We start from the raw sequence: 14,465 nt of genomic DNA, 5'->3' as shown, positions 1-14,465 counted from the left end.
AACTTCACTGCCCATTTTTATATTCAAATGGTTTGATGCTTTTAATGATGTTTTGCTCTAAGAAATCAGCCCACCACTGAAGCATTAGCCTCCGCTCATCAAGATGCTCAGCAAGATGGATGTAAGCAGCGCGGACGTTGTTACGCTCCTGATGGCTCATTTGTCGCTCAACAGCATCCCTTGACCATAAGCCGGATTCGATTAAGGCACTACAGGCCATAGAGCGGAAACCATGCCCACAAACTTCTGTTTTGGTGTCATAGCCCATTTTACGAAGCGCGTTGTTGATGGTGTTTTCACTCATTGGTTTATAAGCATAGTGATCACCAATGAAGATGATTTCCTGATCTCCACTGAGCTTCTGAATTTCTCTCAGGGTTGCTATTGCCTGCTTGCTTAATGGGACAAGGTGAGGGGTTTTCATCTTAGAGCCACGGCTGGAGTGTTTCACTCCTTGTAGTTCTTCACGTTCTGCAGGTATCGTCCAGAGCGCATTTTTGAAATCAATTTCAGACCAACGGGCAAAACGCATCTCACTTGAACGAACAAAAGTTAGTAAAGTGAGTCGCACAGCGAGGCGGGTTAGCTGTCTTCCTCTATAGCTCTCAATACGGCTGAGAAGCTCTGTAATGCGTTCAAATGGAAGAGCCGGGCGATGGACTCGTTTTGCTGTTGCAATGGCACCTGCTAAGTCCTGTGCAGGATTACTATCGATAATACTGTTATGGACAGCATATCGCATGATAGCGGTGATACGTTGCTGGAGACGAGCAGCAATCTCAAGATGCCCGGACTTTTCAGCCGCCTTAATTGGTTGGAGTAGGTCACGGGTTTTGAGGTCGGTAATGTTTCGTTTACCAATAACAGGGAACACATGATTGGTCAGGCTGTTCATTACCCTTTCAGCATGTGTTTCTGACCATTTGATGTTGCTTGCATGCCAGTCTCTGGCAACGGACTCAAAAGCAAGAGCGCCGCTTTGCTCTACCTTTTCTGCTTTTTTCTTTTCGGAGGGGTCGATACCAGCAGCAATTAATCTTCTGGCATCATCTCTACGGTTACGGGCATCAGCAAGAGAGACTGCAGGGTAGACCCCAAGAGCCAGTAGCTTTTGTTTTCCTGCAAAGCGGTATTGTAGACGCCAGTATTTGGAGCCATTGGGATGAATAAGAAGATGCATGCCGTTGCCGTCAGTGAGCTTTACAGGCTTGTCGGCGGGCTTGGCATTTCTTACCTTGACATCAGTGAGAGCCATCGTTTACCCCTCCCTGTGATGGTACAAAACGTATCGAACTAACAATACCAACAGATATACCATCAAGGCAATGTGGATGTTGATGAATGTTAGTGAACGTCAGTGAGGGGGATAAAGTAGATAGTTTGTTGACTTTAAAAAGAAAAACGGACGTCAATGGACGTCCGTGTATGAATAAGTGGTGCCCGGACTCGGAATCGAACCAAGGACACGGGGATTTTCAATCCCCTGCTCTACCGACTGAGCTATCCGGGCAACGGGGCGCATTAAACCGTATTCACGTCTGTCAGTCAATCAAATTTCTGGAAACATTGTTCAACCGCTTAATATTGCGGCAATTCGCATGGTTATGCCTGAAGTTTGCACAAATATTTCCGACAGAGGCGACGAAAACAGATAATGCTCGCTTAGGTCAGCGCACCGCCCATTCGACACTGGGCAAAGCGCAGGATATCTTCAGCCAGGCGGTGTGCCGTTTCGACATCTGCATGGCTACGATTAACCAGCATGCGGCTCAGGCAGCCTTCCAGCACCAGTTCCATCTGTTTGGCGACCATTGCCGGGTCGTCAACTTCCAGCGTCGTCAGCAGCTCATGGGTGAAGTCATGTGCCGCCTTTTTTTGCTGATCGGCTAACTGATGGATCGGATGCCCGGGATCGGGGTAAAACGTACAGGCGGCGATGAACAGACAGCCGGGATAGCGATTATTGCTCACGCATTCGGAGAGCGCGGTGTAGCGCGCCAGTAATTTCTGCTCAGCGCTCAGTGTGTCATCCAGCAAAAGCTGACGCCTCCAGATATCCACCCGCTGGCTGAGGTAACGTAGCGCATCGTACAGAATGGCCTCTTTATCGGGCCAAAAGCGCTGCAGTTCATCCAGAGGATAATCGATGCGTTCGGCCACCATTTCCAGCGTGGTATTGGCTATCCCTTGCACCTCAAGTAATTTCAGGGCTTCTCCCAGGACATCTTCACGTTGCACGGTATTCTCCTCCGTATTTCCTGTTGCAAGTGTCGCTCACGGTTGGCGATCGCGCAAATGTGCGCTGAAGGTCGCGGCATCCATAAAGCCCGTAACACGAGCTTCCGGGTGCTCTTTCCCCTCGGCATCAAAGAACAAGATAGTCGGCAAACCTAAAATCTGTAGATGTTTCAGGAGAGCGACATCCTGGGCATTGTTTGCTGTCACATCCGCCTGCAATAGCACCGTGTTGCCTAGCGCTTGCTGAACCTGCGGATTACTGAACGTGTACTTTTCAAATTCCTTACAGGCTACACACCAGTCGGCATACAGATCCAGCATGACTGGCCTGCCTTTAGCTTGCGCCAGTGCTTGATTTAACGCATCTATCGATGCCACCGGCGTGAAGTTAAGATGTGCCTGGGTTTGAGCATGTGGCGCGCCGAACGCCCAGTCTTGCAATGGACGTACGCTTACCAGTGCTGCGGCTAACAGGACAATCTGCACGATACGCATCCAGGCGTGCTTTGCCTGTAGGCTGGTGATGAACGCCCAGCCAAAGAACGCGACGCCTAGCAGTGACCATAAGCGAACGCCCCACTCGTCGCCAACGATACGTTCGAGTAAGAAGACGGGAAGCGCCAGAATGACAAAGCCAAAAGCGGTTTTGACATGCTCCATCCATGGGCCACTTTTAGGCAGTAGGCGGTTGCCAAATACGGTAATCAGCATCAGGGGTAATCCCATCCCCAACGCATACAGATACAGTGTGCCGCCTCCCAGCCACATGTTCCCGCTCTGAGCGATATACAGCAAAATCGCGCTTAGCGGGGCCGTTGTGCAAGGAGAACAGATGAGGCCAGCAATCGCCCCCATCGCAAAGACGCTGCCGGGAGATCCGCCTTGCTGGCGGTTACTCATTAGCGTGAGGCGCGTTTGCAGCGATGAGGGCAGTTGCAGCGTGAACAGGCCAAACATCGACAGAGCCAGCAGCGTAAAGATGACGGCAAGGCCAATCAGGACGTAGGGATGCTGAAGCGCAGCCTGGAACTGCAAACCGGCGGCTGCAACAACCAAACCCAGCGCGGTATAGGTGAGCGCCATCCCTTGAACGTAGATAAACGTCAGCAGCAGTGCCCGTCCGGTTGATAAGCGTTGCTTGCCACCCAGTACGATACCGGAAATCAACGGATACATCGGCAGTACGCAAGGCGTAAACGCGATACCAATTCCGATCAGCAATGCCCACAGTGCGGAGAAGGGGAGTTGGGCCGTGGGCTGCGGTTTCTCTTGCGGATCTGCAGTGGCTGGGGCTGGCGCAGAGGCGGCCGCGGAACCAGCAGACACTTCACTTAATGGCACCGTTTTTGTTTCTGGCGGATAGCAAAATCCAGCGTCGGCGCAGCCCTGATATGTGACCGTTAATGTTGCGCCAGACTTAGCCTGATTGACCGTGATCGGGACAGTCAGCTGTTTACGGTAAATCTCACTTTTGCCGTAAAACTCATCTTCATGCCAGACGCCTGGCGGCAATTTTACCTCAGCAATATCGGCCTGAGATGGCGTAATGCTTATCTGTTTGCGATACAGATAGTAGCCATCTTTAACCTGCCATGTGAGGTTCAGATCGTGTTGGTTTTGCTGAAAATCAAAAACAAACGCCCGATCGGCAGGAACAAACTGCGAGCGGCCAGGCGCGTCAAATAATCCGGCAAAGGTAGATGTGCTGCACAGCAGCAGGATCAGCGTAAGGATGCGTTGAGCCATGAGCGGTAATCAAAGTCTCCGTGAGTGACGGGTAAAACCAGAAGTTCAGGCGTTTGATATGGATGATGTGACTTCAGGCAATCGAGAAGGGCTTGCTGGTGTGTGACGGTGGTTTTTAAAATCATTTGGACTTCATATTCCTGTTCCAGTTTGCCTTCCCAATAGTAGAGGGAGGTCGCACCGGGTAGCAGGGTCACGCAAGCAGCCAGCTTTTCCGCCAGCACTTTGGCGGCGAGATCCTGGGCGGTTGCTTCATCTGGGGCGGTACAGAGCACCACAACGGTATCGGGGATGGAAATATCCTGACTCTTTACATCAAGCATAAACACCTCGAAAGAACAGAGTAACCAGCAAAAGAGTGGTCACTATACAACGGACGAGGGAAGGATGTTAGTTAAAGCGGGGTGGGGAGGAGGAACTGCAGGGCGCCCAGGCACCCTGCAGGAAAAACTTACAGCATGAAGCTGCCCAGCAAGAAGCCGAAGCAGACAGCCAGAACCACACCCAGAGTACCCGGGATGAAGAACGGATGGTTAAAGACGAATTTACCGATGCGAGTTGTACCGGTGTCATCCATCTGAACTGCCGCAACCAGAGTTGGGTAGGTTGGCAGAATGAACAGGCCAGAAACCGCGGCGAAAGACGCAACAGCAGTCAGTGGGGAAACGTTCAGAGCCAGAGCCATCGGCATCAGTGCTTTAGCGGTTGCAGCCTGAGAGTACAGCAGTGCAGAAGCAAAGAAGAAGATGACAGCCAGCAGCCACGGATGACCCTGAATTACGCTACCTGCAGTATCTTTGATCCAGTCAATGTTGTGAGATACGAAGGTATCACCCAGCCATGCAACACCCAGGATACAAATACAGGCGCTCATACCGGCTTTGAAAGTGCTGGAGTTCAGGATGGAGTCAGTTTCAACGCGGCAGATGATCGTGGTCAGCGTCGCGATGCTCAGCATGATGATCAGGATTGCGTTGGTGGTGTTCATCAGCGGCTTAGCGACCAGACCAAGGCTTGGGCTGTTGACGATCGCATATACGACGACACAAACCACGCCCAGCAGGAACAACCAAACAGAAGTTTTTGCGCCCGCTTTGATTTCAACTTGTCTTTCACCACGCAGTTCAACCAGGCCTTCTTCCAGACGCTTACGATAAATCGGATCGTCAGACAGTTTGGAGTTGAACAGTGCAGTTACCAGGAAGGACATGACCAGAACAGCCAGCAGGGTGGATGGAATGACCACGGACAGCAGGTGAATGTAGCTGATGCCATGACCTTCCATTACGGAAGACATGTAAACCACGGCTGCGGAGATTGGAGACGCCGTAATCGCAATCTGTGCAGAAACCACTGCAGTAGAGAGCGGACGGCAAGGTTTGATCCCTTGTTCTTTCGCAACTTCAGCGATAACTGGCAGCGTTGCCAGAGAGATGTTGCCGGTACCTGCGAAGATAGTCAGGAAATAGGTCACGATAGGTGCAAGGATCGTGATGTATTTCGGGTTTTTACGCAGCAGTTTTTCAGTTTGATGAACCAGATAGTCCAGACCACCTGCAATCTGCATAGCTGAAATGGCAGCGATAACCGCCATGATGATGGAAATAACATCGAACGGGATATTACCGGGTTTTACGCCGATAGCGGCGAGAACCAGAACACCCAGCCCACCTGCAAATCCAATACCGATACCCCCAAGTCTGGCACCTAAAAAGATTGCCAGCAAAACGATGATAAGTTCTAAAACTATCATATTAGCCTTCCTTGTTGTTTAACAAGTTGATATTAAATTGTTGTTTTTAAGTAACTTCGAGTAAGAAAAAAGGCACGTCATCATGACGTGCCTTCTCCGGTACTACCCTACACGATTACTGTTCGCTTTCATCAGTATAACGTTTTGCTTTATAAGCAGGGTGCATCAGGTTCTGTGCAGAGAAGATATCGTCCAGTTCAGACTCGGTCAACAGACCGCGCTCCAGGACAACTTCACGTACGCTCTTACCGGTTTCGGCACAAATTTTACCGACGATGTCGCCGTTGTGGTGACCAATGAACGGGTTGAGGTAAGTAACGATGCCGATGGAGTTGAATACAAACGCTTCACAGACTTCTTTGTTAGCAGTGATACCACTAACGCATTTTTCCAGCAGGTTGTAGCAAGCATTGCTCAGAATGTGAATGGATTCAAACATTGCCTGACCAATGACCGGCTCCATTACGTTCAGCTGCAGCTGACCAGCTTCAGATGCCATGGTTACAGTGATGTCGTTACCGATGACTTTGAAGCACACCTGGTTTACGACTTCCGGAACAACGGGGTTCACTTTAGCTGGCATGATAGAAGAACCAGCCTGCAGTTCCGGCAGGTTGATCTCGTTCAGACCCGCACGCGGACCAGAGGAGAGCAAACGCAGGTCGTTACAGATTTTGGACATCTTCACAGCCAGACGTTTCAGTGCGCCGTGCACCATAACGTATGCGCCACAGTCAGAAGTTGCTTCAATCAGGTCTTCTGCCGGAACACAGGCGAAGCCGGTGACTTCAGCCAGTTTCTGTACTGCCAGCGGAGAGTACTCTTTCGGCGTGTTCAGACCAGTACCGATTGCTGTCGCGCCGAGGTTAACTTCCAGCAGCAGCTCAGCGGTACGGCTAATGTTTTTCACTTCTTCTTTCAACAGTACGCTAAAAGCATGGAATTCCTGACCGAGGGTCATCGGTACAGCATCCTGCAGCTGGGTACGACCCATTTTCAGGATGTCCTGGAATTCAACAGCTTTTTTCTCGAAGCCTTCGCGCAGCTGGTTCAGTGCATCAACCAGTTTGATGATGGATGCGTATACAGCGATACGGAAGCCAGTTGGGTATGCGTCGTTGGTAGACTGACATTTGTTAACGTGGTCGTTCGGGTTCAGGTACTGATATTCACCTTTCTGGTGACCCATCAGTTCCAGACCGATATTGGCCAGAACTTCGTTGGTGTTCATGTTGACGGAGGTACCCGCACCACCCTGGTAAACGTCTACCGGGAACTGATCCATGCATTTTCCGTTATTCAGGACTTCATCACACGCCGCGATGATGGCATTTGCCACACTCTTAGGAATGGTTTGCAGCTCTTTGTTGGCCATAGCCGCTGCCTTTTTAACCATTACCATACCGCGAACAAATTCAGGAATATCGCTGATTTTGTTGTTGCTAATGTAGAAGTTTTCAATCGCTCTCAGAGTATGGACACCGTAGTAGGCGTCCGCTGGAACTTCCCTGGTACCCAACAAGTCTTCTTCGATACGAATGTTGTTTAACATGTGAACCTTCTTTTTCAAGCTGCCAATGATTTGACTAAACACACAGGATATATGTGATTTCGATTGTTTCTCGACCGACGATTATCCCCTGCATCGGTCTGATACCCGAGATCATATGCTGGTTCAGGATTTCTACCGTAATCTGGATCACTTAAAGCGTGGAATTTACCCCTTATTTATTATTCTGTGAAATGGATCACCCCTTTGTGATTAACCCCAAATATTAGTGTACAAGCCACTTGAAATTTTGCTAACCACCACAATATCAAATCGATGCGATTAACATAATTTTTCGAACAGAAGTTGAACAAAACGGCTGTTATTAACAGGAGATCCCTTTGCGCTGGATACCATTACTTGCCATTTTTCTCTATGTTTACATAGAGATATCTATCTTTATTCAGGTTGCCCATGTGATGGGCGTCCTGATGACGCTGATTTTGGTTATTTTTACATCGGTTATCGGTATGTCTCTGGTTCGTAATCAGGGATTTAAGAACTTTTTACTGATGCAACAGAAAATGGCGGCAGGTGAAAGTCCGGCTGCAGAAATGATCAAAAGCGTATCGCTGATTATTGCCGGTCTGCTGTTGGTGCTGCCCGGATTTTTCACCGATTTCCTCGGTCTTCTTCTTTTATTACCCCCGGTGCAAAAACATCTGACGATGAAACTGCTGCCACATTTGCGTTTTTCGCGTATGCCTGGCGGTGGTTTTAGCGCCGGAACGGGTGGCGGTGAGACTTTTGATGGTGAATTTCAGCGCAAGGATGACAAGCGCGACAGCATCGAACATAAAGACGATCGTCGGGATTAAGCATCAGTATGTAGGCCGGATAAGCGTCAGCGTCATCCGGCAAAAGTGTTTATAGGCCGGATGGTGGCGTCAACGTTGCCTTATCCGGCCTGCGGGGTAAAAACAGCCACAGTCCTGCCAGCATAATCAACGCGTACAGACTCTTCCAGCCGACCATCGCCAGTAGCAGTAGGCACAGCAGACCGCCAATGACCGCCAGTGCGCGATAATGCCCTTTCAGTAATCGACACCCCGCCAACATGCACAGCAAGTAAATCATAATAAAGATGCCGTTGGCGTAGACGATTAACGCATCGAGATTGATTTGTAGCATATAGATGCACAGAGTACTGATTACGCAGCAGCCCAATACGGCGTTTAGCGCATTGCGCGGAAGGTGTCGGGGGGACAGACGAGCCAGATAACTCTCCGGCTTATACTGCGCTTGCGACCAGACCAGCCGGGCGAAGCTTTGTATATAAATGTTGAGGCTGGCAAAACAGGCCAGATAACCAATGATGCAGGCGACCCACAGAGCTTGTACGCCAAACAGTTGCACGACGATCTCTGGCAGCGACGCTGCGGCCGCCATTTGCTCGCCGTAGGCACCAAAATGGAGAACGACAACGGTGCATGCCCAATAAACAGACCCTGCCAGCAGCAGGCCGATCATCAGTGCGCGTGGGAAGTCTCGCTCCGGATTTTTGAATTCAGACGCCAGGTGAGCAAACGCTTCAAGGCCGACAAAGCACCAGAACATGACCGACAACGCGGCGAACAGGCCGGGAAGCTCAATATCGGTAATCGCAGGGAAGGGGATTTCGCCAGGTGTCAGATCGCCCGCCCACCAGATAGCAACAATCAGGGCAACAATCAGTCCTGCAATGACCGTTTGTAGATTCGCGCTGGAGCTTGCGCCGCGAGAGCCGATGTACCAAACCAATGCCAGCGTACCGAGCTCAGCCAGCAAAAGCTGCTCGTCATGCCAGCCAAACATCGCCTGACCGAATCCGGCGGCGATATGCAATGCCGCAGGCAAACCGACAGGAATGACCGACAAAAATAGCCATCCGGTGACGCGCTCCAGGCGTGAACCAAAGGCCATGCCGACAAAATGCGCCACACCGCCTGCGCTGGGAAAATGACGACCCAGTACGGCGAAGACAATCGCCACAGGAAAGACCAAAACAATCAGCACCGGCCATGCCCACAGGCTGTTGTTGCCCGCAACCAGTGCGGCCAGCGCGGGGACGGCAAAAACGCCTGTACCTAACAATGATGTCGACAACAGGCCAACGCCCTGAGCCAGTCCCAGCTCTTGTTTCAGTCCGCTCATAAGTTGTTATCCGGTTATGCCCATTGACCGGGCTACAGCGCAGATTTTTGATGGTATCACAATCAGATTTGCTTATGACGACGTGACTGAAATCGTTATGAAATGTGAGGTGCGTCGGCGTTTTGACGGGATTTTCTGCTGATAAAAATTTTTTTTCGCTTGCCCCCTTGAAGGCACAAAACCCCATCCCCATCTCTCTGGTCACTAGCCGGGAAACCGTTTACGGGCCGGCGTCACCCATAACTGATAAAGACTTTCTCAAAGGAGAGCTATCAATGAGTATTCGTCCGTTACATGATCGTGTGATCGTCAAACGTAAAGAAGTTGAATCCAAATCTGCTGGCGGCATCGTACTGACTGGTTCTGCAGCAGGTAAATCAACTCGTGGCGAAATCATCGCTGTCGGTAAGGGTCGCATCCTGGACAACGGTACCGTACAGCCGCTGGACGTGAAAGTCGGCGATATCGTTATTTTCAACGATGGCTACGGTGTTAAATCTGAGAAGATCGACAATGAAGAAGTGTTGATCATGTCTGAAAGCGACATCCTGGCGATTGTTGAAGCCTAATCCGCGAACGACACTGAACATACGAATTTAAGGGAAAGAGAAAATGGCAGCTAAAGACGTAAAATTCGGTAACGACGCTCGTGTGAAAATGCTGCGCGGCGTAAACGTACTGGCAGATGCAGTGAAAGTTACCCTCGGTCCAAAAGGCCGTAACGTAGTTCTGGATAAATCTTTCGGTGCACCGACCATCACTAAAGATGGTGTTTCCGTAGCACGTGAAATCGAACTGGAAGACAAGTTCGAAAACATGGGTGCGCAGATGGTGAAAGAAGTTGCCTCTAAAGCGAACGACGCTGCAGGTGACGGTACCACCACCGCAACCGTACTGGCTCAGTCCATCATCACTGAAGGTCTGAAAGCCGTTGCTGCGGGCATGAACCCGATGGATCTGAAACGTGGTATCGACAAAGCTGTCGCTGCTGCTGTTGAAGAACTGAAAGCACTGTCCGTACCGTGCTCCGACTCTAAAGCTATTGCTCAGGTTGGTACCATCTCCGCTAACTCCGACGAAACCGTAGGTAAACTGATCGCTGAAGCGATGGACAAAGTCGGTAAAGAAGGCGTGATCACCGTTGAAGACGGTACTGGTCTGCAGGACGAACTGGACGTGGTTGAAGGTATGCAGTTCGACCGTGGCTACCTGTCTCCTTACTTCATCAACAAGCCGGAAACTGGCGCAGTAGAGCTGGAAAGCCCGTTCATCCTGCTGGCTGACAAGAAAATCTCCAACATCCGCGAAATGCTGCCGGTTCTGGAAGCTGTAGCGAAAGCAGGCAAACCGCTGCTGATCATCGCTGAAGATGTTGAAGGCGAAGCGCTGGCAACTCTGGTTGTTAACACCATGCGCGGTATCGTGAAAGTCGCTGCGGTTAAAGCACCTGGCTTCGGCGATCGTCGTAAAGCAATGCTGCAGGATATCGCTACCCTGACCGGTGGTACCGTTATCTCTGAAGAGATCGGTATGGAGCTGGAAAAAGCAACTCTGGAAGATCTGGGTCAGGCGAAACGCGTTGTTATCAACAAAGATACCACCACCATCATTGATGGCGTGGGCGACGAAGCTGCAATCCAGGGTCGCGTGACTCAGATTCGTCAGCAGATCGAAGAAGCAACTTCCGACTATGACCGTGAAAAACTGCAGGAGCGCGTAGCGAAACTGGCAGGCGGCGTTGCGGTTATCAAAGTTGGTGCTGCGACTGAAGTTGAAATGAAAGAGAAGAAAGCCCGCGTTGAAGATGCCCTGCACGCTACCCGTGCTGCGGTAGAAGAAGGCGTGGTTGCTGGTGGTGGTGTTGCGTTGATTCGCGTAGCGTCTAAAATTGCCGGCCTGAAAGGTCAGAACGAAGACCAAAACGTAGGTATCAAAGTTGCGCTGCGCGCAATGGAATCCCCACTGCGTCAAATCGTACTGAACTGCGGCGAAGAGCCGTCTGTAGTGGCTAACACCGTAAAAGCGGGTGACGGTAACTACGGTTACAACGCTGCAACTGAAGAATACGGCAACATGATCGACATGGGTATCCTGGATCCAACCAAAGTAACTCGTTCTGCTCTGCAGTACGCGGCTTCTGTTGCGGGTCTGATGATCACCACCGAGTGCATGGTTACCGACCTGCCGAAAGGCGATGCGCCTGACTTAGGTGCTGCCGGTATGGGTGGCATGGGTGGAATGGGCGGCATGATGTAATTGCCTACACCCTGCATCCTTCAGGCCGCAGATGCGTTGGCTGCGTTTGCTAACCCCAGTCACTTACTTGAGTAAGCTCCTGGGGATTAACAAACTGGCCGCCTTCCTGCAACCAGAATGATTTGGGTGCTCATCTCCCAGAATTGAGAAACCCTCGGGCAGAAATGTCTGGGGGTTTTTCTTTTGGTCATCTTTTTAGTATATGATTCAGCTACGGACATAAGGTCCAACTAATTGAATATGGGGAATGACATGCACGTGAAATATTTAGCAGGGATCGTTGGTGCCGCGCTACTGATGGCGGGTTGTAGCTCCAGCAATGAACTGAGTTCAGCCGGGCAAAGCGTACGCTTCGTCGAAGACAAGCCTGGCGCAGAGTGCCAACTGATAGGCACCGCAACCGGTAAGCAAAGCAACTGGCTTTCAGGCCAGCACGGCGAAGAGGGCGGCTCAATGCGTGGCGCAGCAAACGATCTGCGTAATCAGGCTGCGGCAATGGGCGGTAACGTGATTTATGGCGTCAGCAGCCCATCGCAGGGAATGCTGTCCAGCTTTGTTCCTACCGCCAGCGAGATGATTGGACAGGTTTATAAGTGCCCTAATTGAGAACTGCTGCTGATGCCGGATGGCGACGCTAAAGCGTCTTATCCGGCCTACGGTACGAATGATCGTAGGCCTGATAAGCGCAGCGCCATCAGGCATTCTGAGTCTTATGCGCAGACTGAACGCGTAAATGATGCAATGCGCGCAGGCACTGATCCTGATTGAGCTTTTGCGTCTTATCACCCGTCAACGTTCTGACAAACACCTGGCACGGTACACCGGCAAGTTTTTTCAGCCGCGGGCTGAAGTCGAGAAGGCGGCGAGTAATGGCTTCGGCTTCTTTGCTACCGGAAAGGGCGCGAGTTTTCACTACCGAACCACAGAACTGGGCTTTTCCTTTATCATCTGTATAGCGGTAAATAATCGCCAGATAATGATTAAACAGGTTATGTTTCCATTCGGGTTGTGTATAAGAGTCGTATTCCAGATTGTCGTTTTGCTGACAATCAACATCGTACAGCGGCAGGAAATCCAGCAGCGATGTTATTCGTAGCGCGAGTTCTCTCATGCCAGCATTATTTATTGCGTGAATAATTGCATGCGCCAGCACCTGAATCTGTAATTCATTAACCAGTAATTCGCATGTTTGTCCGTCATGCAACGTCAGAGAAAATGTTAAATTCTCGCCTTTGTCATCCACTAACATCAGCGAATTTATGCGACGGTTAATATCCGCATTTTTTAGTTCATCTTCCTGAATTGATGGGGTATTTTCGTGCATTTTTTTGCTGGCTTTATCGCATATCTTTTCATATTGCATACGCTCGTCTTTGTTTAGCTGAGAAATGGCGAACAGCCGGCTCTCCAGCGCGATAAGCAGATCTCTAAGTCCAAGTGGAGAGAGAAAAAAGAGTGATTCTTTGTTTCTTGGTTCTTTTATTTTTAATGCCATGGCAACAAATTCATTCTTTTGGCGAATAATGCCAGTATTAACGCCCTTAATACTTATAGCCATAAAAGGTTCTCCCTAACCATATATTTATTAATATTCTGCATTTGAAACTATTGATAAAATTTACGAATGAATAATTGAACTGCGCTAATTAAAATAGCACAGATTAAAAGCGAGGCTCCACTTGTGGGTATTTAAATAATAAGTAATCGTGGTGAGTGTCCGGAATCGGACACTCAGTAATAGCTATTGTTGACGTAACTGCAGATCCAGCGGTGTTTTACTTGGCTCTCCACCAATTTCACGCGCCAGTTTGGGGACCATATAGCCGGAAACTAGCGTCAGAAGCTCACGCATAATGCGTCGCGCTTCATCGTCGCCGACCATAAAGTGTGCGGCACCCTGCACTTTATCCAGCACGTGCAGGTAATAGGGCATCACACCGGCATCAAACAGTGCGTTGCTAAGGTTAGCCAGGGTTTGTGCGTTATCGTTCACGCCACGCAGCAATACGCTTTGGTTGAGTAACGTAACGCCCGCGGCGCGCAGACTGCTCATCGCCTGGCGAAACGTCTGATCAATTTCATTGGCATGGTTAATGTGATTGACCAGCAGAATCTGCAAGGAGGAGTGCGCAAAACGCTCGACCAGTCCTTCTGTAATGCGCGCCGGGATCACTATTGGTAAACGGCTGTGAATACGCAGACGCTTAATGTGCGGGATAGCTTCCAGTTGCGTGAGCAACCAGTCCAGTTCGTGGTCCTTGGCCATTAACGGATCGCCACCAGAGAAGATGATTTCATCCAGCTCAGGGTGCGCGTTAATGTAGTCGAGGGCGACCTGCCAGTTGCGCTTATTGCCCTGATTTTCGGCGTATGGGAAATGCCGGCGGAAGCAATAGCGACAATTTACCGCGCAACCGCCTTTAACCAGCAGCAGTGCCCGATTGCGATATTTATGCAGCAGACCGGGAACCACGCTGTGCTGTTCTTCCAGTGGGTCGGTTGAGTAGCCTGGCGCGGCCACAAACTCTTCCTGGGCAGTCAGTACCTGACGTAAAAGCGGATCGTCCGGGTTGCCTTTCTCCATGCGGGCAATAAACGCACGCGGTACGCGCAGGGCGAAAAGCCGTCTCGCGTCGCGTCCGGCCAACAGTTTTTCATCTGCATCTATGTTCAAAAGATGCAGAAGTTCATCGGGATCGGTCACAACATCGGCAAGTTGCGATAACCAATCTTCTCTGGATGGGGTATTTAGGGTTACAATATGCGCCATTTTGTGGCTTAGCTACCAGT

13 protein-coding genes and 1 tRNA gene are annotated in these 14,465 nt (G+C 50.4%); 4 read left to right on the top strand and 10 right to left on the bottom strand.

Annotated features, from left to right (window positions below; genetic code table 11):
* Nucleotides 1-4 precede the first annotated feature (4 nt).
* The 7 genes from OGY13_RS05710 to aspA all read right to left on the bottom strand — a co-directional run bounded on the left by OGY13_RS05710 (nt 5) and on the right by aspA (nt 7,289).
* Complete coding sequence (locus tag OGY13_RS05710) at nt 5-1,255, bottom strand: tyrosine-type recombinase/integrase (RefSeq protein WP_001219066.1); 1,251 nt, start codon at nt 1,253-1,255, stop codon at nt 5-7.
* Nucleotides 1,256-1,434: 179 nt separating this feature from the next.
* Nucleotides 1,435-1,510, bottom strand: a tRNA-Phe gene (locus tag OGY13_RS05705).
* 152 nt (nt 1,511-1,662) lie between these two features.
* Nucleotides 1,663-2,238 (bottom strand): transcriptional regulator, encoded by a 576-nt coding sequence (locus OGY13_RS05700; RefSeq protein ID WP_008785982.1) that lies wholly within the window; start codon nt 2,236-2,238, stop codon nt 1,663-1,665.
* A gap of 36 nt (nt 2,239-2,274) precedes the next feature.
* Nucleotides 2,275-3,984, bottom strand: coding sequence for a protein-disulfide reductase DsbD (locus tag OGY13_RS05695; RefSeq protein WP_213752409.1), 1,710 nt, complete (start codon nt 3,982-3,984; stop codon nt 2,275-2,277).
* On the bottom strand, nt 3,960-4,307 hold the full coding sequence (gene cutA, locus OGY13_RS05690) for a divalent cation tolerance protein CutA (RefSeq protein WP_003025447.1): 348 nt from the start codon (nt 4,305-4,307) through the stop codon (nt 3,960-3,962). The genes OGY13_RS05695 and cutA overlap by 25 nt, the downstream gene beginning before the upstream one ends.
* A gap of 128 nt (nt 4,308-4,435) precedes the next feature.
* A complete protein-coding gene (dcuA, locus tag OGY13_RS05685; protein ID WP_003830670.1) occupies nt 4,436-5,737 on the bottom strand; it encodes an anaerobic C4-dicarboxylate transporter DcuA in 1,302 nt (433 codons plus the stop codon).
* A 115-nt stretch (nt 5,738-5,852) separates the two neighbouring features.
* Nucleotides 5,853-7,289 (bottom strand): aspartate ammonia-lyase, encoded by a 1,437-nt coding sequence (gene aspA, locus OGY13_RS05680; RefSeq protein ID WP_003830668.1) that lies wholly within the window; start codon nt 7,287-7,289, stop codon nt 5,853-5,855.
* Between the two features lie 338 nt (nt 7,290-7,627).
* Between aspA and OGY13_RS05675 the strand changes: the two genes are divergently transcribed.
* Nucleotides 7,628-8,104, top strand: a complete 477-nt coding sequence (locus OGY13_RS05675) for an FxsA family protein (protein WP_003025457.1) — start codon at nt 7,628-7,630, stop codon at nt 8,102-8,104.
* A 49-nt stretch (nt 8,105-8,153) separates the two neighbouring features.
* Here OGY13_RS05675 and yjeH read toward each other — a convergent pair whose 3' ends face one another.
* Nucleotides 8,154-9,419, bottom strand: a complete 1,266-nt coding sequence (gene yjeH, locus OGY13_RS05670; RefSeq protein ID WP_213752407.1) for an L-methionine/branched-chain amino acid transporter — start codon at nt 9,417-9,419, stop codon at nt 8,154-8,156.
* A gap of 275 nt (nt 9,420-9,694) precedes the next feature.
* Here yjeH and OGY13_RS05665 point away from each other — a divergent pair, with 275 nt between their 5' ends.
* The 3 genes from OGY13_RS05665 (at nt 9,695) to OGY13_RS05655 (ending at nt 12,281) form a co-directional block, all read left to right on the top strand.
* A complete protein-coding gene (locus tag OGY13_RS05665; protein WP_000027827.1) occupies nt 9,695-9,988 on the top strand; it encodes a co-chaperone GroES in 294 nt (97 codons plus the stop codon).
* Between the two features lie 43 nt (nt 9,989-10,031).
* Nucleotides 10,032-11,675 (top strand): chaperonin GroEL, encoded by a 1,644-nt coding sequence (groL, locus tag OGY13_RS05660; RefSeq protein ID WP_003830576.1) that lies wholly within the window; start codon nt 10,032-10,034, stop codon nt 11,673-11,675.
* A gap of 252 nt (nt 11,676-11,927) precedes the next feature.
* The gene (locus OGY13_RS05655) at nt 11,928-12,281 is read left to right on the top strand and encodes a DUF4156 domain-containing protein (protein WP_003025468.1); all 354 of its coding nucleotides are present in this window, start codon (nt 11,928-11,930) and stop codon (nt 12,279-12,281) included.
* Nucleotides 12,282-12,369: 88 nt separating this feature from the next.
* Here OGY13_RS05655 and yjeJ read toward each other — a convergent pair whose 3' ends face one another.
* The gene (gene yjeJ / locus OGY13_RS05650) at nt 12,370-13,233 is read right to left on the bottom strand and encodes a YjeJ family protein (RefSeq protein WP_213752406.1); all 864 of its coding nucleotides are present in this window, start codon (nt 13,231-13,233) and stop codon (nt 12,370-12,372) included.
* Nucleotides 13,234-13,416: 183 nt separating this feature from the next.
* Nucleotides 13,417-14,445 (bottom strand): EF-P beta-lysylation protein EpmB, encoded by a 1,029-nt coding sequence (epmB, locus tag OGY13_RS05645; RefSeq protein ID WP_213752405.1) that lies wholly within the window; start codon nt 14,443-14,445, stop codon nt 13,417-13,419.
* Nucleotides 14,446-14,465 lie beyond the last annotated feature (20 nt).

The organism is Citrobacter sp. Cpo045 (assembly GCF_030332875.1).
Lineage (GTDB): Bacteria > Pseudomonadota > Gammaproteobacteria > Enterobacterales > Enterobacteriaceae > Citrobacter > Citrobacter portucalensis.
This window is presented reverse-complemented; position numbering and strand designations above follow the sequence as displayed.

What these genes read in the sequence shown, in the direction of transcription:
- OGY13_RS05710 (WP_001219066.1), bottom strand. Translation starts at nt 1,255, where the DNA reads ATGGCTCTCACTGATGTCAAGGTAAGAAATGCCAAGCCCGCCGACAAG.
- OGY13_RS05695 (WP_213752409.1), bottom strand. Translation starts at nt 3,984, where the DNA reads ATGGCTCAACGCATCCTTACGCTGATCCTGCTGCTGTGCAGCACATCT.
- cutA (WP_003025447.1), bottom strand. Translation starts at nt 4,307, where the DNA reads ATGCTTGATGTAAAGAGTCAGGATATTTCCATCCCCGATACCGTTGTG.
- dcuA (WP_003830670.1), bottom strand. Translation starts at nt 5,737, where the DNA reads ATGATAGTTTTAGAACTTATCATCGTTTTGCTGGCAATCTTTTTAGGT.
- aspA (WP_003830668.1), bottom strand. Translation starts at nt 7,289, where the DNA reads ATGTTAAACAACATTCGTATCGAAGAAGACTTGTTGGGTACCAGGGAA.
- yjeH (WP_213752407.1), bottom strand. Translation starts at nt 9,419, where the DNA reads ATGAGCGGACTGAAACAAGAGCTGGGACTGGCTCAGGGCGTTGGCCTG.
- OGY13_RS05665 (WP_000027827.1), top strand. Translation starts at nt 9,695, where the DNA reads ATGAGTATTCGTCCGTTACATGATCGTGTGATCGTCAAACGTAAAGAA.
- groL (WP_003830576.1), top strand. Translation starts at nt 10,032, where the DNA reads ATGGCAGCTAAAGACGTAAAATTCGGTAACGACGCTCGTGTGAAAATG.
- OGY13_RS05655 (WP_003025468.1), top strand. Translation starts at nt 11,928, where the DNA reads ATGCACGTGAAATATTTAGCAGGGATCGTTGGTGCCGCGCTACTGATG.
- yjeJ (WP_213752406.1), bottom strand. Translation starts at nt 13,233, where the DNA reads ATGGCTATAAGTATTAAGGGCGTTAATACTGGCATTATTCGCCAAAAG.
- epmB (WP_213752405.1), bottom strand. Translation starts at nt 14,445, where the DNA reads ATGGCGCATATTGTAACCCTAAATACCCCATCCAGAGAAGATTGGTTA.